We start from the raw sequence: 20,971 nt of genomic DNA on the forward strand, positions 1-20,971 counted from the left end.
TCAAGATGGTCGTGCTTCATGGGTGGAACGGGCAAGTCTTGCCTTCGGGATCTATCAGGCCCAGCCGGCTGCGGCCGAACCGGCGCAGTGTCTCGATCGCGTTACGGTCGTCGAAGCGTATGCTTCCCGCCTGCGCGCCGACGAACCGCTCGCACACGCCGGTATGGCGCTCCGCGAGGTCGCGATAGGCCTCGACGAAATCGGCATGCGCCGCGCCGAGCTCTGCGGGCAGATCCGCGAAACGTGAGCGCAGATTGCGCCAGACATTGATGAGGACCCCGTGCTCCCAAGACATGAGGCCACTGAAATCCTCGGAGCGAACCGTCGGCGGGGTCATCGAAACGCGGACCGTGTTCTCGTAGACCTCCCGCGTGAAGCTGGCGGCGAGCTCCATCGCGGCGGCCGATGCGGTCAACAATGTCGACGCCGTTCGCAGCTCCTGCGCCGCTTCGGGCATGCGGCCGTCGTCCAGCTGCTTCTCGAAGCGCCGCAGGCAGATGACCAGTCCCTGGACGGCGATGAAGAATGCCCAGTGGAACTCACGCCAGATGAGATGGGGGGAAGGAGGACGCCTCGTCATGGCAGCTTTCCAAGGCCGAACGTCCGCGCCATGAGATGCGCATAGGCGATGAAGCCGTCGATCTGCTGTTTCGCGCGATCTTCCGACAGATCGTCGAGACGGTCGAACAGCCTGACGACGGCATGTGCCGTACGCGCGAGCCCTTTCACCAGGCTGAGGGAAGGGCGGGTGCTGGCGATCCGGCTGACGCGGAAGAACTCGTCGAAATCCGCGACCTTTTCGGCATCGGCCGGAATGCCCGTGCGTTCGACCGGCGCCGAAGAGATGTCTGGAGACCCGATGCGCAGGAGCAGCAGGGCGAGCCGCTCCGCACCGTCCTGTCGGTTCATCCGTAGAGCGGCGACGAGGTCGCATAACATCGCGTGCAGGACTTCCTTCTCCGCATCGGGAAGGTGCAGTTCGGCCGGCAGCGCGTCGGGCAGGATCAGTTCCAGGACGTCGTTGCCGTCGGGATCGTCATGCCTTTCCGGACGCGGCTGGCGGTCTTCCGCCGCCCGCTCGGCCATGGTGGCCGCGACCTCCTCCGCAACGTCCGCAGAAGCCGTCCCGAGCAGGCTCTCGCTTACGCTCACGAGACGCCCTCCCCGCTCTGTGGCTGCGTCGCCTCGCCGTCCATCAGACGGCGCAGGCTGAGTGGTCGCATGTCGGTCCAGACCTCCTCGATGTGGGAGAGGCAGGCCTCCTTGCCGCCGGAAAATTCCGTGACGCGCCAGCCCAGCGGAATCTCCTTGTAGCTCGGCCAGATCGAGTAGCGTTCCTCGTCGCTGATGACGACGATATATTCCTGCTCACCGGCGGGCGTCTGTGCGGTCATGTGCTCGTGCTCCCATCAAGGCGATTGAGAAGGCGGAAATCCGCAAGCGTTCGCAGCCCGCGGAGGAAGCCGTCATGGATGAAATCGACGTCCTCGTCGGAATGGGCGGTCGACAGGAAACCGCCGCGATCGCCGACCCTGAGGTGGATGCCGTTGCTCAAGAGAAGCAGTGACAGGAGAGCGAGCGTCTTCGGCGAGATAGCGCTGCGGCTCGCCGCGATCGCGAAGAACGAACCGAAGGAGGTGAACGCGATCGGCAGGGACTCCGCCTCGACCGACCGGTTGAGACGCTCGACCAGCGCATCGGTTCTGGCGTTCAGTTCCTGCTGGAGCGAGGGGCCGCGCTCCAGGAGATGCAGAGCGCTCGCGCGGGCGGCGGCAAGCGCGAGGGGGTGGCGGCAGAAGGTACCGGCGAAGAAAGTGGTCGCGACTGCCTCGTCGCGCCTTTCGCCGTCAAGCAGTGCGCCTCCATCGACATGCTGCATCCAGCGGCTGCGGCCGGCGATCAGCGAGAGGGGCATGCCGCCCCCGGCGATCTTGCTGTATGTGGCAAGATCGGCCTCGACGCCGAAATGCTCCTGTGCCCCGCCGGGGGCCACGCGGAAGCCGGTTATCATCTCGTCGAAGATCAGTGCCGCGCCGCTTTTCTCCGTGATCTCGCGAAGGGCATGGAGAAATTCGCGCGGCTGCAGTTCGGGAACCCGGCTCTGCACCGGCTCGACCAGAACCGCCGCCAGTCGCGATGCCTTGCGCCGCAGAACGTCCAGCGATTTGGGGTTGCCGTAGTCGAGATAGATGACGTCGCCGACGGTATTGCGCGGGATACCCGGAAAACCCGGCTCGCCGCTGGTGAACATCATCTTTTCGAGCAGAGGCCGCAAAGTGGCCAGCGCGCCCGACTCGGCGCGGGCGATCGCGCCGCGCCTTATATATTCCAGACGCCGGGCGCGACCCAGCATCTGGTCATTGTGGCCGTGATAGGAGTTGGTGAATACCGCAATGCGATCGCGTCCGGTCGCGGCGCGCGCGATGCGGATCGCGGCCGCCACCGCTTCGCTGCCGGTATTGCTGAACGTCACGCGATCCATGCCGGTGAGCCGGCAAAACAGCTCGGCCGTCTCACCGGCGAGTGCCGATTGCGGCCCGACGGGAAAGCCTCCGGCGAGACGCTTTTCAATTTCGGTGCGGATGAACGCCGGATTGTGCCCGAACAGCGCCGAGCCGAGTCCCATCAAAATATCGACATAGCGCCGCCCGTCAACATCGTGGAGATACGCGCCCTCGGCCCGCTCGGCGACGATCGGATAGAAAGCTTCCTTGAACTCGCGAGAGTAGGGCAGCGAAACCGCGCTCTTGTCCGCAAGGAACTGGCGGTTCCGAATGCTAGTGTGCTTCGACGCGGCTGTGAGCCGGTTGAACTCGGCGATGATGGTCGCGGCCGGATCAACATCGGACGGCAGGTGAGACGGTGCGTTCATGCGGCGGTCTCCGTTTTTTGCCTGGGATCCGCGTGGCCGGCATCCGCCAGCTTGCGGCACACGAAATATGCGGAATGGTTGTCATCCAGCGGGTCACCGGCGATGGTGGCGAACTCGGCGTCGAAGCCGAGCCTGCGAAGGAGATCGCGGACTGCTTCGACGTCGTGGCCATGCACCGGATAGGCGGTGGCGCGGTGTTCCCATTCCGGCTGGAATCGTGAAAAGCGGGCGAGCAGGCCAAGTTTCAGGCGCGAAGCCCTGCGTTTCGATGCCAGTCTCGCGATGAATGCCTTCAGCGGTGTGCGAGTTGCATCCGCGGGGCGGCGGAATATGTCGACCGTGAAGGTGCCCTGTGCCGCGTCCGCGTCGTACTGCGGCGTGATCAGCCAGGCATGATCGTCTTTAATTTCGCCCTCGGCGGCCTGGCCGCGCCAGTAACGCTTCATCTGGGCGGGGTGGTTGATGTCAAAAACGAACACGCCGCCGTCGTGCAGAACGTTGCGCACGCAGGCGAATACGCGCTCGAGATCGGCGAGGCCGGATATGTGGTTGAGCGACGCGCTGGTCGAGAGAACGCCGTCAAACGCCTCATCGGAGCGGAAATCCCTGGCGTCGGCCTGCATGTAGCTGGCTTCCGGCGCGTTCTCGCGCGCGAAACGGAGCATGCCCGCCGATCCGTCGAGGCCCGTCACCTGATAACCGCGCTGCAACAACGGAGCGATGAGCTGTCCGGTGCCGCAACAGAGATCGAGCACCCGCCCGCCGACCGGAAGGGTGGGCAGGAAGGCGCGTTCCAGGAACGCCATTTTCTCGCGCCCGTACTCCAGTCCGAGAGTCTGGTTGTAGAGCCATGCCCAGTCGTCATAGTCGCTTTGCTGATCAGTCATGATTGGTCCCCGACGACTTCGCGGTGGAGGGCGTTGGCGGCCGAAAAGGCGCGCAGATATGTCCGTAGCAGCGCGGCGTCGAGCGCCGGCTCGGCAAAGGGCGCGTCGGCAAGCGCCGCCTGCGCCTGGCCGCGGTCATAGCCGCGCCGCATGGACGGCCGGTCTCCGCCGCCCGTCTCGAACAGGCCGACCAGCGGAAAGAGCGGATGATCCGGCTTGCCTTTCGCTATGGCGGCGAGGTCGCGTCGCCATTCGTCGACAGCGATGCGGCGGACAAACATGCCTTCCGCATCGCAGGCTTCGAACAGAACATCGGAGGAGACGGGCCGCGAATGTGTAAGATGGAACGTCCGGCCGAGTGTTTCCGGCTTGCGAGCGATGTGGACGATCGCTTTGGCGACATAGTCGACCGGCAGCATGCCGAGTTGGGCCAGTCGATCGGGAGCCGTACCCGACCACAGGAAACCCTGCATGAGGCGGCATAGAATGTCTGCTTTGTTGAAATGGCCGGTGCGGCTGTCACCGCTGATCGAGCCCGGTCGATAGATGCTGGCCGGCAGACCGCGGCGGGCGGCCTCCGCGACGAGATGTTCGGCCACCCATTTGCTGAGATTGTAGCCTCCCGCGGGCGCGGCCAAGGTTCGGATGTCGTCGATTTCCCGGAAGGCCGTCCGCTCGTCGTCTCGCGAATGCAGGACGCTCAGCGAGGAAACGTGATGCAGCGGTCGGCCGGAGCCTGCCAGTGCGAGGCGGATGATCTCGCGCGTGCCTTCGACATTGGCCGCCCTCAGCCGCTCATAGGGAGAAAGATGATGTACCTCGGCCCCGTTGTGGACGATGGCGTCGAGCTCGCTTTCGAGTTTCGCGCGAAATGCTGCGTCGATGCCGAGACCCGGCTTCGCCAGATCGCCGGCAACGGTGCGCAGACGCAGGGAAAGGTCACGCTCGTCGAACCCGTCTTGCGCCAGCGCGTCGCGCAGGCGGTTCAGTGCGTCCTCGTTTCGCAACAGGCAATAGACCGTGCAGTCTGGATCAGCGAGAAGTTCGCGTAGCAGATAGCCGCCGAGAAAGCCGGTCGCCCCGGTGAGTAGAACCTTCCGGATACGATCGCGGGTGGGAATCGGGGCGGCGGGCGAAAGCGCGGCTTCGAGAGTGGTGTCGGCCTGCCATACGGCATTGGCCGGCTGGCCGGTTTCCGGGTGCTTCGCCCGGCGAGCCAGGGCTGCTACGGTCGGGGCCTCGAAGACATCACGCACTTTCAGCGTCACGCCGGATTGCTCCTGGGCGACGGCGACGAGTCGCGTCGCGAGGAGCGAATGGCCGCCGGCCTCGAAGAAATCATCCTCGGCGGAGACGGCCTCGAGGCCGAGCACGGCGCGGAAGGCCGCCGCGATCGCTTCTTCCATTCCGCCTTCGGGAGCGCGGCCGGTGCGGCGCGTGCGAAAGTCGGGGCTCGGCAAGGCGTTGAGATCCGTTTTGCCGTTCACCGTCAACGGCAAGGCGTCGATCCAGACGATCGCATCCGGTACGAGGAAACGAGGCAGGTGTTGAGCCATCCAGTCGCGCAGCGCGCCGGCGGAAGCATGTTCGGACATGGTGGGAACGGCGTAGGCGACGAGGCGCTTGTCGCCGGGACCTGCCTCGCGCGCGGTGGCGACGACCGAAGCGACATCCGGATGGGCGGAGAGCGCCGCCTCCACCTCGCCAAGCTCGATGCGGTATCCGCGCACCTTCACCTGGTCGTCGATACGGCCGAGTATTCTGATGCGGCCGTCCGGCAACTGGCAGGCGCGGTCGCCGGTGCGATAGAGCAGCGGGGCGCCGTTATCGTGATCGAACGGGTTTGGAAGGAACCGCTCGGCGGTCAGTCCGGGCCGGCCGTGATAACCCCGCGCCAGTCCGTGCCCTCCGATGTAGAGCTCACCGGGAACACCCGTCGGCAACGGCTCCATCGCTTCGTCGAGGACATGGAGTTGCTTGTTCGCCGACGGCCGTACCGTGGCATCCATGGGGTGGCCGTTGCCGCACGCGACCATGCTTGCGTTGACGGTCGTTTCTGTCGGGCCATAGGCGTTGATGAAGAGGCGCCCCGCGCTCCAGCGCTGAATCAGCTCGGCGGATGGCGCCTCGCCGCCAACCAGCACCATGCGCAGGTCGGGAAACTCGCCGGCCGGCATGGCGAGCAGGGCGGAAGGTGTCATCGTGACATGGGTGACACGGCGGTCGCGCAAAAGGTTCGCGAGACGCGGGCCGGGCAGAAGGTCGGCGCTCGGCGCGAGAAGAAGCGACGCGCCGGCCGCGAGGCTCATCACCAGCTCTGGAATGGATGCGTCGAAGCTGAAGCTGAAGAATTGCAGGACGCAATCGCCCGGCCGGACGTCGCAGGTGCGGATCTTGTCCGCAGTCAGATTGACGAGGCCGCCATGCTCCACCAGCACGCCCTTCGGCCGCCCGGTCGAGCCCGAGGTGTAGATCGTGTAGGCCAGATGGCGCGGATGGGTCAGGCAGGGCGGGTTCTCGTCCGGCGTATCGGCGGGCCAGCCGGTATCAAGATCGAGACGGGCGAAACCTTGCGGGAGAGCCACGCCGCTGGACGTCAGCACCAGCCGCGCTCCTGCATCCTCGACCATGTAGGTGAGCCGCTCTGCCGGATAGTCGAGATCGAGCGGCAGGTAGGCGGCGCCGGCCTTCAGCACGGCCAACCATGCAGCGATCATGTCCGGCCCGCGCGCCAGCGCGATGCCCACGACGCTTTCCGGGCCAACGCCCTGCGCCCTGAGATGTGCCGCCAGACGGTTTGCCCGCCGGTTCAGCGCGCCATAGGTCTCCTCTGTGACGGCGTCGCCCTCGACGTGGATCAGCGCAACCGCATCCGGGGTCTCCGCCGAGCGCTTTTCGAACGAACGGTGGAAGAACTCCGTCTCGTCATAGGGGGCAGCCGTTTCGTTCCATTTGCGAAGTTGGCGATCTCGCGCCGCCGAGGTGAGCAATGGCAAGGTTGCAACGGGCGCTTCCGGATCAGCGGCGATGGCTTCCAGCAGGGCGAGGAAATGCTCGGTCAGAGCCTCGATCGTGACAGAATTGAACAGCGCCGCCGCATATTCGATCGTTCCCGATATGGCGTCGCCAGTCTCGCGAAGATCCATGCTCAGATCGTGCTTGGCGACGCCGCCCGGGACGGGAAGCCACTCCAAGTCGAGATCCGGCAGGGAAACCTTGTCCTGACGCGCGCGGTCGAGCTGGAACTTGAGCTGGAACAGGGGGCTTGCGCTGGGATCGCGAGCGGCCTGGAGCTCGTCGACCAACCGCTCGAACGGCATGTCCTGATGTTGCAGGACGTCCATGAGGCTTGCGTGTGTTGCGCGCAGATTGGCGTTGAAACCGTTTGCGCGATCGACATGCGAGCGAACGGGGAGCGGGTTGACGAAAAGACCGACGAGATTCTCGAACTCGCTCATGCCACGATTGGCGACCGGCGTGCCGACGATCAGGTCGGCCTGCCCGGTATAGCGATGCACGAGAATATTGAACGCCGTGAAGAGCGCACCGAAAAGCGTGGTCCCCTGACCGCGCGCGATTTTCTTCAGGCGCGCGACGAGTGGAGCGGCGATCTCGAAACGATGATGCGCGCCCGAGTGGTCTTGCGTGGGCGGGCGTGGACGATCCGTCGGAAGCTGTGTGACGGGCAGCGGCGTGCCGAGATGCCCGCGCCAGAAAGACAGCGCGTGTTCGAGAGACGCGCCCTGGAGGCGCTCGCGCTGCCAGCGCGCGAAATCTCCATACTGCACGGGCAGAGGCGCCAGCGCGGACTTCGTTCCTTTCACCGCGTCGCGATAGAAGGTCGCGAAATCCCTGGTGAGCACGTCGACGGACCATGCGTCCGTCGCGACGTGATGGAGCGTGAAAATGAGCAGATGCCGGTCCGCTCCGAGCCGCACGACCGCCAGCCGCACCGGCAGTTCCCGTGACAAATCGAAGGGACGGCGCATCTCCTTGCCGACGAGGTCCTGGATCGTTTCGGATGGAGATGCGTGGTCAATCACGCGCACGGGGGCGGCGGCGGAGGGCAGGATCTCCTGATATGGTTCGCCATCTTTCTCGCGGATCAGCGTGCGCAGGATCGAGTGACGCGCGATAACGGCGTCAAGTGCGACTTTCAGAGCGTTCATGTTGAGCTTGCCGCGCGCGTCGAGCACGACCGGCAGGGCATGGAGACCGGGTTCCGCGCCCAACTTCTCCATGAACCATAGCCGCTGCTGCGCGAAGGACAGCTGGCCGGGTCGATCAGGCTCGGCTGCATGCCGTTCCGCGCGTTGGGGTGATGCGGCTCCGTCGAAGAAAGCGAGAATGTCCGTCTTGCGAGCTCTTATCGAAGCAGTCAGCTCAGGTGTCAGCGAACCGTCCGGCCCTGTGCACCGCAAGCGGCCATCATCGACCCAGAGGCGGATGTCCTGCCGCGAAAGGTCGGCGAGCAGCCGTTCTATGGAGACCACCGCCGTCACGCCGTCCATCCTTTGCGACCGCCGCCGCCCAAGCGCCATTCCATGGCCGGAATTTTCGCGGTTCGGGCACGGTCGCAAGGGTTACCCGTGATCGGCGGGCGCTCACGAAATACATCCAAACGTTGTAATCGTTTCTGTCGCATCGGGCAGCGAAAAATTCTCATCCGTAAAGTTGACTATTTGAATCATGAATTATAAGCAAGGGGAAATCGGAAGGGCTCATGTTATTTTTCGTGGAGTCGATGCGGCACATGCATGCTTGTTTCCCGACCGTGGCTGCGCCTCGCGGAAGTGTCCAAGTCGCGTGCTCGCCAATGCTGAATGAAGGTGCTGAATGATGGCTTCTGCCCGTGGCCGATCAGCCGGAAGCGAACGACCAATCGAATTTACATCGATTCTTCAAATACTTGATGAGTCGGCTCACGATTTTGGTCACGATCCTGCAACGATTTTTGTTCATGACGATCCGCAGCCGATAGCGGAATCACGAACCGATTCCTGGAACTGGTGTGAGTTGCGCGACCGCGCATTGTCGGTGGCCGGAGAGTTGCAGGCGACCGGTGTGCCGATGCCCGGGGCTCGTATCCTTCTGGTCTATCCGGCCGGGCCGGGCTTCCTCGCCGCCTTCCTCGGATGCCTCTATCTCGGCGCCGTTCCGGTGCCGGTTCCGGCTCCACGGCGTTCGGAAGGACTCAATCGTTGGTTGCATATCGCTCGAGACGCCGAGGTGTCGGGCGTCCTATGCGCGGCAGATGCCTCGGCGACCTTCGCGACGCTCGTGGACGAGCTGGGAGAAGGGTTCTGTCTCGCGCCCGCGGGTGCCGATCCGCAGCATTCGAACGTCTGGCCGGACGGTGCCGTCCCGGTGACCTATCCAGGCCCTGAAGACCTCGCCTTCCTGCAATATACGTCCGGTTCCACCAGCGAGCCGAAAGGCGTCATGGTCACACATGGCGGGTTGATGGCCAATCTGGATCAGATCCGCGACGGCTTCGGCCTGAGCAGGGCCGATCGCATGGCGTGCTGGCTGCCGCACTATCATGACATGGGGCTGGTCGGGTGTCTGCTCTCGGCGGTCTATAACGGCTTCCCCATCGCCCTCATGGCGCCCGCATCCTTCCTGCGAAGGCCCTCGCGATACCTCGCTCTGGCCACCCATTTCGGTGCCACGATCATCGGCGGTCCGAATTTCGCCTATGACCATTGCGTCCGCAAAATCGCAGACGATGAACGCGCGAAACTGGATCTGAGTGGGGTGAGGGTCGCCTTCAACGGCGCCGAGACCATTCGCGGCGACACGCTGCATCGCTTCCACGAGGTGTTCTCGCCGAACGGCTTCAGGTGGGAGGCCTTTCTCTGCTGCTACGGCATGGCGGAGGCTACTCTTTACCTCAGCGGCAACCGGCCACACGATCCGCCGAGCCTCGTCTCGGTGGATCGGGGCGTTCTCGCGGCCGAGCGCCGCATTGTCGAGCGTGCAAAGGGCGGATTGGAGGCGCAGTCCATCGATATCGTCAGTTGCGGCAGGGCGGCGGATTCCCTCGATATCGCCATTGTCGATCCCGTCGCCAGGAAACCCCTGCCGGACCAAGAGGTCGGCGAAATCTGGGTCAGGGGCGCCAACCTGTCTGGAGGATACTGGGATCGCGCCGAGCTGAACGGCGAGGTTTTCGATCAGAGGCTCGATGGCGAGCCGGGTTGGTTCCGCACCGGCGATCTTGGTTTTCTGCATGAGGCCGAACTCTTCGTGACGGGTCGGCTCAAGGACATGATCGTCATTCGCGGTCAGAACCACTATCCGCAGGATCTGGAAAGGACCGCGTCCACCTGCCACCCGTTTCTGGTCGAGGGCATGGCGGGCGCATTCGCCATGGAGCGTGACGGTGAGGAATGCGTCGGCCTGATCTGCGAGGTGTCACGCGAGGCGCTGCGCGCGCTGGACGCGCCGGAGCTTTTTGCGGCGATACGTGGCGCGGTGTCGCGTGAACACGATCTCCAGCTCTCGGCCCTCGCATTGATCAAGCCGGGCAGGCTGCCCCGCACACCGAGCGGCAAGGTGCGGCGCTTCGAGTGCCGCGAGCGGTTGCTGGATGGCTCGCTCTCCGCCGTGGCGCAATGGGAGGCTGATTTCGTCGCTGACGAGGATCGGGCGCAGGCCGGTTCTCGGCCCATATGGCTGGAGGAATTGCAGGTACTGCCGAAAGCGCGACGCGCGGGCGTTTTGCGGGATCGGCTGCGTACCGAGGTCTCGCGGCTCGCCGGCTTGTCGGCGGGAGAGGTCGTGTCCGACGATGCCGGCTTCTTCGACCTTGGCCTGGACTCCGTCGCCGTGGTGGAGATCGGCGCAATATTGGAGCGCGAACTTGGTTTCGAAGTCGAGCCCACCGTGATGTTCGAGCATCCCACTTTGTCGAGGTTGGTCGACTACCTGATCGACAATCTTGGACGGCCGGAGCCGTCGACCGTCGCCGAGGACACCGGCGTTTCGGCGCAGCCCCAGCCGGCGGTCGGGGAAGAGTCCGACATGGATGCCGCCATAGCGGCGGAAATATCGGCGCTCAGGGCACTCCTGCAGCCTGGATCGATAGGCGAGCGCCACGCCCAACCAGCATCGGACGACAACCGCTCATGACAAGAACGAAGTCGAAGAAAACCGCAGCAGATGCAGCCATGACCGGGCCGGTTCTCGCGGCCCTTCGGGACGCAAGACGCAGGCTGGAGGAGCATCGCAGGCTGGAGGACGAGCGTGTGGCGATCGTCGGCATGGCCGGGCGTTTCCCCGGGGCCGACGATGTGGACGCCTTCTGGCGGATGCTCGACGAGGGGCGCACCGGGCTGCGCAGGCTGAGCGATGAGGAACTCGCCGATGCCGGCATGCCGGCCGACGAGGACGACTATGTGCCGGTCTGGGGCGGGTTCGACGACCCCACGGGTTTCGACGCCGGCTTCTTCGGCTATTCGCCGCGCGAGGCGGAGCTGCTCGACCCCCAGCAGCGCGTTTTCCTGGAATGCGCCTGGAGCGCTCTGGAACATGCCGGTTATGACAGTCGCCGTTTTCCCGGGCGGATCGGGGTCTATGGCGGCGGCGCGCTGACCGACTATCTCACCCATCTGCGCGCGAACAGCGCGTTGAGCGAGACGGTGGATCCCGTGCAGGCGGCGTTGAGCAATGTCAATGGCATGATCGCTGCGCGCACCTCCTACCATCTCGACCTCAAAGGGCCGAGTCTCGGTGTGCAGACGACCTGCTCGACCTCGCTGGTCGCGGTCCACATGGCGACGCGCAGTCTGCTTGCCGGGGAATGCGAGATGGCGCTGGCGGGTGGCGTCTGCGTGGGCCAGCCGCGCCCCGCGGGCTATGTGCACAAGAGCGAAGGTATCGGTTCGCCGGACGGCGTCTGCAGGCCTTTCGACGCCGACGCGCAGGGAACCGTCTTTGCCAACGGCGTAGGCATCGTCGTTCTCAAGCGGCTGAGCGACGCGCGTGCGGCCGGCGACACCGTTTACGGAATCATCCTGGGGTCGGCGGTCAACAATGACGGCGCGGCCAAGGTTGGGCTCACGGCGCCGAGCGTCGCGGGCCAGACTGCGGTAATCGAGGCGGCGCTGGCCGCATCGGGCGTGGAAGCGTCCAGCATCGGCTATGTGGAGGCGCACGGGACAGCGACCGCGCTCGGCGATCCGATCGAGCTCACCGCGCTGAACCGCGCCTACGGACCCGCCTTCGGGCAAGCCGGCGGAAGTTGTGCGTTGGGGTCGGTCAAGGGCAATATCGGCCATATCGACGCGGCTGCCGGCGTGGCCGGCCTCATCAAGACGCTCCTGGCGCTCAGGCACGGGCGCATTCCCGCCACGGCCAACTTCAGGAGCCCCAACACGGCCTGCGACTTCACTGCCGGCCCGTTCCGTGTCGTGCAGGAGGGCATGGACTGGCCTCGCGTCGCAGGCAGGCCACGCCGTGCTGCCGTCAGCTCCTTCGGCATGGGCGGGACCAACGCCCATGTCGTGATCGAGGAAGGTCCGGAAGAGCCGCGGACGGCAACCGTGGAGGGGCTGCACGTTCTGCCTTTCTCGGCGCGGACGCCGCAATCGCTTGCGGCGATGCGCGAGGCTCTCGCAAGGCATCTGAAGGAAAATCCCGCCCTTGGCCTGTCGGATGCCGCCCATACGCTCCAGCTCGGCCGGCGGCCGATGCAGGAGCGCATGGCCTGCCTCGCGCGCGACCCCGCCTCGGCTGCCGCCTCACTGATGGCGGATGGCGACGAGGAAGTGGTTACCGGAAAGGCCCTGCCCGGAGAGCCCGGTCTCGTCTTCATGTTCTCGGGACAGGGCACCCAGCATGCCGGCATGGCGCGCGCCCTCTATGAAAGCGACGCAGCCTTTAAATCGGCGTTCGACGAATGCATGTCCCTGCTGCCCGAAGGCGAGCGGCTGTGCGGGCTCATCCATCGACCGACAGAGGCGGATTCCGAGGCGCTGAACCGGACCGAATGGGCGCAGCCGGCCCTGTTCGCGGTCGAATACGCGCTGGCCAGATCGTGGATGGCGAAGGGGCTGCGGCCCAAGGCGCTGATCGGCCACAGCATTGGCGAATATGTAGCGGCCTGCCTGGCGGGTGTCTTCTCCTTGCAGGATGCGCTGCGCGTGGTCGCCGAACGCGGTCGGCTGATGCAGGCATGCGAAAACGGCGCAATGCTCGCCGTCAGCCTGTCCGAAGCGGAAGCGCGCGCCGCTGTGGCCGACGGCGTCGAGCTGGCTGCAGTGAATGCGCCGCGCAGCAGTGTGCTCGCCGGCCCTCTCGAAGCGGTGCGGGCGCTTGCCGAGCGGTTCGAGCGGCGGGGGTTGGGTTCGCGGATGCTCAGGACGTCGCACGCCTTTCATACGTCCATGATGGAGCCTGCGCTGGAAACCTTCGCGCAGGTGCTGGCCTCGTGCACGCTCAGCCCGCCGCAGATCGATCTCGTCTCCAATGTCACGGGCGACTGGCTGACCGCGGAGCTCGCGACCGATCCCGGATACTGGGTCAGGCATGCGAGGGAGCCCGTGCTCTTCAGCGCCGGTGTTTCATGTTTACTCGACCTTTCCAGCCCGGTGTTCCTCGAGATCGGCCCGGGATCGACGCTGACAAGGCTTCTGCGCCAGCAGCTTCATGACGGGGCGCGTGCTGTGGCCTCGTTGCCGGACCCCGACGCGCGGCAGGCCGATGCCGGCCGCCATGTGCTGAAGGCGCTCGGCCAGCTTTGGGTGGCGGGGGTGGAGATCGACTGGCAGGCGCTGCACGGAGAAGGCGAATGCCGCCGTATCGGTCTGCCGACCTACGCCTTCGAGCGCAGCTCCTTCTGGATACCGCCTGCCGCGATGCGGGACACCGCGGACCCGCAGTTGCGCCGGCCGGACGTTTCGACGTGGTTTCACCAGCCGGTCTGGAAGCGGCGTCCGGCGGCTTCCAGGCTCGTTCCGGAACAGAAGATGCGCTGGTTGGTTTTCGACGATGGCGCTCTCGGCGCGGCTCTTGGTTCTTTGCCGGATGAGATCGAAGCGGTCTTCGTTCAGCCAGGCGAAACCTTCGCGGAGCGCGATGGCTCCTATGCCATCGATCCCTCAAGCGCCGAGGATCATGCAGCGGTCCTATCCGATCTCGCGAGGCGAGGCTGGCGACCCGACCGGATCGTCGGCGGATTTGCGATCGGCGGCGACACCATGCGGGGCGAGGCAGCCTTCGCCCATGCCGTGGCGCTCGCGCAGACGCTTTCCGGCGCGTCCGAACGGCCGGTGGGCCTGACGCTCGTCACGGTGGGCGCGCGGCAGGTGATCGGCACGGAAGCGCTCGACCCTCGATCCGCTCTCCTAACCGGCCTGCTGCGAGTGCTGCCGCAGGAGATTGCCGGCCTCGACTGCGGAATCATCGATCTGGACGACGCGGAGCTGTCGGCAGGCCAACCCGTAGCCGGACTGCAGGATCTCCTTCGTCGAGATGGGCAGGACGGCGGCGTGACCGCGCTGCGCCGCGGCTTTGGGTGGACGCAAGAGCACGAGGAAACGCCGCTGGAAGCGGCGTCCGACATCCCCGCCTTGCAGGCAGGTGCTACTTATCTCGTGGCCGGCGATCTGGTCGAGGGCCTGGGACCTGTTTACGCCGACGCGCTCGTGAAGCAACTCGGCGCCAGGGTGGTCCTGCTCGGCAGGCCGGGACTCCCGTCCGCAGATGAATGGGATCGCTGGTTGGCGTCGCACAGCCCGCAGCACGGCATATCGCAATGGATACGCCGCCTGCGCGCCATAGGCGCGCCCGGCAGGGACTACATGCTGTTCAGCGGCAATCTTGCCGATGCCGCATGGGTGAAAAGCGCGCTCGACGAGGCGCAGCGGAGCTTCGGCTCGATCCGTGGCGTTTTCCATACGGCGGCGATGGGCGACCGTCATCATTGCCCGCTCGGGGAGATCGAGAACGAGGATTATCGGGGTCTCTTCGACATGAAGATCGACGGGCTGCGCAACCTCGATGCCTGCCTCGCCGATACGCCTCCCGAATTCTTCTTCGTGCAATCGTCGCTTTCGACGCTGGCCGGCGGATCGGGGCTTGCAGCCTATGCGGCGGCCAATGCCTTTCTGGACGCCTTCGTCACAGAGCGGCAGGCGGCCTCAAGCGCGTCGTGGCAGGCGGTCAATTGGGATGTCTGCCGCAACGATACCGATACCGACAGCGCCGGCGGGATGCTGGCTAACGCCATCGACCCCGGCGAGGTCTGGCAGGTGACGCGCGCCATGCTCGCCAATCCGCAGGTGGCGCGCGCCGTCGTCACGCCTTTCGACCTTTCGCACCGCCTTGCAGCCTCGCCATTGGCGCAGGCCGCATCGAAGAGCGCGGACACCGGCCGGTCGGATGTGAAGGCGGCCTATGTCGCGCCGCGCGACGAATATGAGCAGACGGTGGCCGCGGTGATGCGCGACCTGCTCGGCGTCGAACGCATCGGCGCGACGGACAATTTCTTCGAGCTTGGCGGGCATTCGTTGCTTGCGATTCAGGTCGTCACCCAGCTTCGCAAGCGGTTCGGCGTGGAATTGCCGATGCGTGCGCTGCTCTTCGAGGCGCCGACCGTCGAAGGCATCGCGCGTGTCATCCGCGATGCGGCTGTAGCGGCAGCGCGGGAACGCGACACCGTAGCCGGATTGCTCGATGACATCGAGGCGGGACACGTGTCGCTCGCCGCCCCCGAGAGTGTCTAACTAAATTGCGAGGAGGAACGTCCATGAAGTTCAGCCTGTTCTATTTCGACGGTGACGGATCGCGGCCAAGGGAGGACAGCTACAAGCTGCTGATCGACAGCGCGCGCTTTGCTGATGCCAACGGCCTGACTGCGCTCTGGGTACCCGAGCGGCATTTCCACGCTTTCGGCGGCCTCTATCCGAACCCGTCCGTCATCCACGCGGCCCTCGCCATGGTCACGGAGAACGTGCAATTGCGATCCGGCAGCGTGGTGTTGCCGCTGCATCATCCGGTTCGGGTGGCCGAGGAATGGGCGGTGATCGACAATTTATCGGGTGGCCGGGCGGGAATGGCGATCGCATCCGGCTGGACCAAGGACGAATTCGTCATGTCGCGCGAACCGCATGGCAGCCGGCGTAGCGTCATGTGGCAGGCCTACGATCAACTGACGACGCTGCTCGCAGGGGAGGCGGTGTCCTTCGAGGATGCCGACGGCAATCTGGTCGAAGCGCGCACGTTGCCGAGACCGTTACAGCCCCGCATCCCTTTCTGGCTGGCCTGCCAGTCGACGGAATCCTTCATGGAGGCCGGCAAGCGCGGCATAAACGTGCTGACTTCCCTGCTGGGCGAGACGCTGGATGAGGTCGAGCCGAAGATAAGGGCTTACCGGACCGCGCTGGAGAAGCATGGGCACGATCCGGAGAGCGGGACGGTGAGCATGATGGTGCATACCTTCCTCGGCAATGACGTGGATCAGGTGAAGGCGAATGTCATCGGGCCCTTCAGCGACTATCTACGGACCCACTATCATTTGCTCGAAGGTCTCGCCCGCGGCATGGGCGTCAATGTGCGCTTCGAGGATTTCAGCAAGGACGACCTCGACAGCCTCCTCCAGTTCGGCGTGGAAGGCTTCATGAAGGGCAGGTCGCTGATCGGTACGCCCGAAAGCTGCCATTCGATGGTGCAATCGCTCGCTCATGCGGGTGTCAATGAGATCGCGTGCCTGATCGATTTCGTGCAGGACTACGATCTGGTCATGGCGTCGCTCCCCCATATCGTCGAGCTTGCGGGTCGGGATTTCGATGCTCCCGCCATGAAGATCGCTGTGTGATGTTCGGCATGCAGGCGGCACAGGTCGATCCCATCGAGGCCCTCCGCTCCCGCGTAGCCGTGCTGGGCGAGGAGCAGCGGGCGGCATTGCGCCGCGAACTCGAGCGGCGCGGCATCGACTGGTCGCGCGTCGCGCCGCCGGAGGAAACGCACCGGCCGTCCAGGTTGCCGCTCACACCGGCACAGCTGCATTTCTGGGTTCAGCAGCAGCTCAAACCGGAAAGCACCGCCTATCTGATCGCGTTCTCATGGCGTTTGCGGGGGACGCTGGACCGGGACGCGTTGCAGCGCAGCCTGCAGCATATCGTCGATCGGCATGAGCCCTTGCGCACATCCTTTGCCGTCACGGACGGCGAGACTTGGCAGAATATCCAGGAGAAATGCGATCTCCCTCTGGGTTTCACCGATCTCGCCGCCGCGCCGGAGAGGCTGGCGAAAGAGGTGCAAGGCGCGGCGGCATCCGCTTTCAATCTTGCGCGCGCGCCGCTTTTGCGTGCGCATCTGTTCAGGCTTGCCGAGCGGGACCATACACTCGTCATCTGCATGCATCACATCGTCGCCGACGGCTGGTCGCGCGGCATCTTCATGCGCGAACTGGCCGCCTGCTATCGCGCCTTCAGCGCGGGGCGCGATCCCGAGCTGCCGCCGCTTCAGCGCAGCTATGGCGATTTCGTGCTGAAGCAACATGAATGGCTCGCCGGCGCCGGTTATGAGGCGCAGAAGCGATTCTGGCGGGACAAGCTTTCCGGGCTCGATGCGCTGGAGCTTCCTACCGACCGTCCGCGCGGAAGCGCGCATGCGCTGTCCGTCACGAGCGGGACCGCCCTGCGAACTCTGCCGGCCGATCTTTCGCAGCGCGTCTCGGCGTTGGCGGGACAGCTCTCCGCGACGCCGTTCATGGTTCTGCTTGCAGCCTTCAAGCTGCTCCTGCATCGCTACAGCGGTCAGTCCGATCTCGCGGTGGCCGTGCCGGTGGCGGGACGCGAGGACGCGGCTTCCGACGTCGTCGGGCTGTTCACGAACACGCTGTTGCTGCGTACCGCGCTCGATCCCGCTCTTTCCTTTCGGGGATGGCTGGACCGGGTGCGTTCGACGCTGGCGGATGCGTTCGAGCATCAGGAGTTTCCGTTTCCGCGCGTGGCCGAGGCTTTGGACCTGGGACGCGAGGCGTCGCAGAACCCGCTTTTCCAGATCATGTTCCAGGCGCAGACGGCCGGCTATCGTCAGCAGAACGCTCGGACCGTCGATCTCGGCGTCGCCGACCTCGAGGTCACGCAGGAAGTGCTGCCGCTGGCCGAAACCAAGTTCGATCTGGGCTGGCATATCATGGAGCGCGAGGACGGTCTCGCCGTGATGGTGGAGTACCGCACGGGTCTTTTCGACGCCGCGCGCATCGAACGCATGATCGAACATTTCGAGCAGCTGCTGCGCTCGGTGGCCGGCTCACCGGATGGGTTGCTGCCCACGCTCGACTACATGCAGCCGCATGAGCGGGATGCCTTGAACCTGCGCGGCCTCGGGAAGAACCGGCCGCTGCCGCCTCTCGGCGTCCATCAGGCGATCTCGGAGATCGCTTCGGGCCATGCCGATCGGACGGCGCTCGTCTGCGAAGGCCGTGCGTGGAGCTATGCGGAGCTGGAGCAGGCAGCGGAAGCGCTCGCGCGGCATCTCCTGTCCGTACCCGGACTGGAGCGGCCCGGAGTGCGGATCGCAGTTTCCATGCCCGGCAAGGCTTATTCCGTGATCGCGTTTCTCGCGATCCTGAAAATGGGCGCGATCTATGTTCCGGTCGATCCGAAGAACCCCGCCGACCGGATCGCCTATATTCTGGAGGATGCGGAGGCGACCGTCGTCCTGACCCGCGATCCATCCTTCTTCCCCTCGCATCGATGCGTCGATCCGACCGCTTTTTCCGATGAGCTGCCCGAATGCGCGTTGCCGGCCAGCGATCCCCGACGCATCGCCTACATTCTCTATACGAGCGGCAGCACGGGACGGCCCAAAGGCGTGCCGATCGATCACGTCGGCCTGCTCAATCAGCTTTGCTCGCTTGCGCGCGAGCCGGGCATCGCGCCCGGCGACCGGATGCTGGCGCTGACCACTCCGGCTTTCGACATCTCGATCCTCGAAATGCTCTGGCCGCTGAGCGTGGGCGCGACCGTCGTCATGTACGATCAGGACCTGTTGCTCGCGCCGCGCCGCTTGACGGATATTCTCGACGAGCATGGCATCACCCACCTTCAGGCGACGCCGGCAAGCTGGCGCATGCTGCTCGACAGCGGCTGGGTGGGCAGGCCTGGCCTGATCGGCCTTTGCGGCGGCGAGGCGCTGGATGCGCAGCTCGCCGGGCGGCTGGTCGAGCGTATCGGCTCGCTCTGGAACGTCTACGGCCCGACCGAAACGACGATCTGGGCCAGTGCGCTGCGTGTGCTGCCGCGCCATATCGAAGGCGGAAAAGTCCCGATCGGCGGCCTGCTCGACAACACGCAATTCCATATTTTTGACGGCTATCTGCAACCGGTGCCCGACGGGAACCCCGGAGAACTCCTGATTGGCGGCGTCGGTCTTAGTCCCGGCTATTGGCGCCGGCCAGCATTGGCGGCGGAGAAATTCGTTCCCAACCCCAGCGCCACGACCATTGCGGGTGAACGGCTCTATCGTACCGGCGACCTGGTGGTTCGCCGTCCGTCCGGGGAACTCGAATTCATCGGCCGCACCGATTTCCAGATCAAGCTGCGCGGCTACCGCATCGAGATCGGCGAGATCGAGAGCCTGTTGCATGAACAGGCGGGCGTCGAGCAGGCCATCGTCGTTCTGGACAAGCCGAACGAGCGGCTCGTCGCCTATTGCCTTGTCGACGGCTCGGCGGCCTCTTCCGACAAAGGCGCGATGCGACGCGAGCTGAGGCGGGCGCTCGCCGCCAAGCTGCCGCGCTACATGGTGCCTGCGGCCTTCGTGCTGATGGATGCGTTTCCGCTCAATCCGAACGGCAAGGTCGATCGCAGGAAGCTTCCCGCGCCGGAAACGCCGACCAGTCTCAAGACGCCGCTTGCGCCGCGCAACGACACGGAAGAGATCCTGCTCGGTGTCTGGAAGCAGGTGCTGGGCCGCGACGACATCGGCGTCGAGGACAATCTGTTCGATCTCGGCGGCGATTCGATCGGAGCGATCCGGATCGCCGCGGGAGCGCGCGGCCGTGGCCTCGTGCTGGCGCCGGGACAATTGTTCGAGCACCAGACGGTCGCGGCGCAGGCCCTGATCGCTGAACCACCGAAGCGCGGGACCGCGTTGGAGGTCAGTCTCTGGCAGCGCTGGCGGGCCGGTGCCGCCGACGAACCTTGGGTGGTGAGCTTCCCGCTGGCGGCCGGAGGAACGCGGGTCGCCGAGGCCCTTGCTTTCGTCGCCCGGCACCATGCTTGCCTGGACGGGCGTTTCGGCGGCCTGAAAGTCCTTGCCAAACGCCTTTCCGGCGACGCGATGCTGCAATGGGCGAACGAAGGGTTCGACGCGGATCATTCATGGCACGCCCTGTTGATGGGGGCGGAAGGCGATGCCGAACTCGCGCTCGCGGTTCCTCCGCTTCTACTCGACCGGCAGTCGTTGCCTAGGCTCGCCGCGGACGTCAGGGAGGTGGTGGCGCGCTTGAGTGCGGGAGCCGACCCCGCATTGCAGGCGATGGGCGATTACCGAGCCTGGCTCGAGGGCGGCGAGCCGACGCCAAGATCCTCGACCGCCGCGGATACCGGCGCGGCCCAGGCGGCCGCCATGGCCGACGGCGGTGCGCTCATTTTCGATGACGCCGACACACGGAGGCTGCTCGATGCGGCACGCGATCTGGAAACGTCGGCGGAACTGGTGATCCTGACCGCTGTGGCCCACGCCGTGTTGGAGGCCAACGGTGCCGAGCAGGCCGAAGTCGATCTCCTGACTTCCTCGCGGTTCGGTCTCGGCAATGGGCTTCGGCTGGCCGTGGGCAATTTCACGCGTCTCGTGCCGCTCTCCGTTTCCGCCTCGAACGGCGATGTCGCGGCCAGGCTTGCCGCGACCGCCGCCATGCTCTCCGCACAGGGTGGTCAGGGCGTGGATCCTGCAGCACCAACCCGGTCCGATCTTGCGGTGGCGGTCTCTTCGACCGACGGCTCGAATCTCGCATGGCATTCCACACCGGCGACGGCCTTTCCGCCCGGCTATGCCTTGGCTGCCCATGCGCATGTTGCGGACGACGCCATACGGATCGAGTGGTGTCACGATCCCGCGCGGTTTGCGTCGGCGGCCGTTCAGCAGGTGTCGCGTGCCTGCGAGGCATTCCTGCGCTCGGTCGAGCCGCGTGGAAAATCCGCGACCGCAAGGCTGGACCGGCTACTTTCTACCCTCAAGCAGCGGCAGGCCTGAC

Annotated in this window: 10 protein-coding genes; 4 read left to right on the forward strand and 6 right to left on the reverse strand. The window is 65.3% G+C overall.

All coding sequences use genetic code 11. The features are described 5' to 3' along the window. Positions 1-16: 16 nt before the first annotated feature. Genes XW59_RS10910 through XW59_RS10935 form a run of 6 tightly spaced genes read right to left on the reverse strand, consistent with a single transcriptional unit; the run spans position 17 to position 8,261 of the window. Positions 17-580: a hypothetical protein gene (locus XW59_RS10910; RefSeq protein ID WP_047145251.1), complete on the reverse strand. Its 564-nt coding sequence runs from the start codon at positions 578-580 to the stop codon at positions 17-19. Next, positions 577-1,152 carry a hypothetical protein gene (locus tag XW59_RS10915; protein ID WP_136068160.1) on the reverse strand — a complete coding sequence of 192 codons (576 nt, stop codon included), beginning with the start codon at positions 1,150-1,152 and terminating at the stop codon, positions 577-579. The genes XW59_RS10910 and XW59_RS10915 overlap by 4 nt, the downstream gene beginning before the upstream one ends. Beyond that, positions 1,149-1,394, reverse strand: coding sequence for an MbtH family protein (locus tag XW59_RS10920; RefSeq protein WP_047145250.1), 246 nt, complete (start codon positions 1,392-1,394; stop codon positions 1,149-1,151). The genes XW59_RS10915 and XW59_RS10920 overlap by 4 nt, the downstream gene beginning before the upstream one ends. After that, positions 1,391-2,872, reverse strand: coding sequence for an aminotransferase class III-fold pyridoxal phosphate-dependent enzyme (locus tag XW59_RS10925; protein WP_047145249.1), 1,482 nt, complete (start codon positions 2,870-2,872; stop codon positions 1,391-1,393). Before XW59_RS10925 ends, XW59_RS10920 begins: the two co-directional genes overlap by 4 nt. Then, complete coding sequence (locus XW59_RS10930; RefSeq protein ID WP_047145248.1) at positions 2,869-3,759, reverse strand: class I SAM-dependent methyltransferase; 891 nt, start codon at positions 3,757-3,759, stop codon at positions 2,869-2,871. The genes XW59_RS10925 and XW59_RS10930 overlap by 4 nt, the downstream gene beginning before the upstream one ends. Then, the gene (locus XW59_RS10935; protein WP_246666057.1) at positions 3,756-8,261 is read right to left on the reverse strand and encodes a non-ribosomal peptide synthetase; all 4,506 of its coding nucleotides are present in this window, start codon (positions 8,259-8,261) and stop codon (positions 3,756-3,758) included. Before XW59_RS10935 ends, XW59_RS10930 begins: the two co-directional genes overlap by 4 nt. Before the next feature lie 337 nt (positions 8,262-8,598). Here XW59_RS10935 and XW59_RS10940 point away from each other — a divergent pair, with 337 nt between their 5' ends. From XW59_RS10940 to XW59_RS10955, 4 genes are read left to right on the forward strand one after another with little or no spacing between them, the layout of a single operon-like run. Beyond that, complete coding sequence (locus tag XW59_RS10940; RefSeq protein ID WP_246666058.1) at positions 8,599-10,893, forward strand: AMP-binding protein; 2,295 nt, start codon at positions 8,599-8,601, stop codon at positions 10,891-10,893. A gap of 38 nt (positions 10,894-10,931) precedes the next feature. Beyond that, complete coding sequence (locus XW59_RS10945) at positions 10,932-15,488, forward strand: type I polyketide synthase (protein ID WP_082137561.1); 4,557 nt, start codon at positions 10,932-10,934, stop codon at positions 15,486-15,488. Positions 15,489-15,511: 23 nt separating this feature from the next. Next, a complete protein-coding gene (locus XW59_RS10950) occupies positions 15,512-16,579 on the forward strand; it encodes an LLM class flavin-dependent oxidoreductase (protein ID WP_047145245.1) in 1,068 nt (355 codons plus the stop codon). After that, positions 16,579-20,970 carry a non-ribosomal peptide synthetase gene (locus tag XW59_RS10955; RefSeq protein WP_052958125.1) on the forward strand — a complete coding sequence of 1,464 codons (4,392 nt, stop codon included), beginning with the start codon at positions 16,579-16,581 and terminating at the stop codon, positions 20,968-20,970. Before XW59_RS10950 ends, XW59_RS10955 begins: the two co-directional genes overlap by 1 nt. Position 20,971: the final 1 nt, after the last annotated feature.

Origin of the sequence: Aquamicrobium sp. LC103 (genome assembly GCF_001014615.2) — a bacterium.
Classification (GTDB): domain Bacteria; phylum Pseudomonadota; class Alphaproteobacteria; order Rhizobiales; family Rhizobiaceae; genus LBCQ02.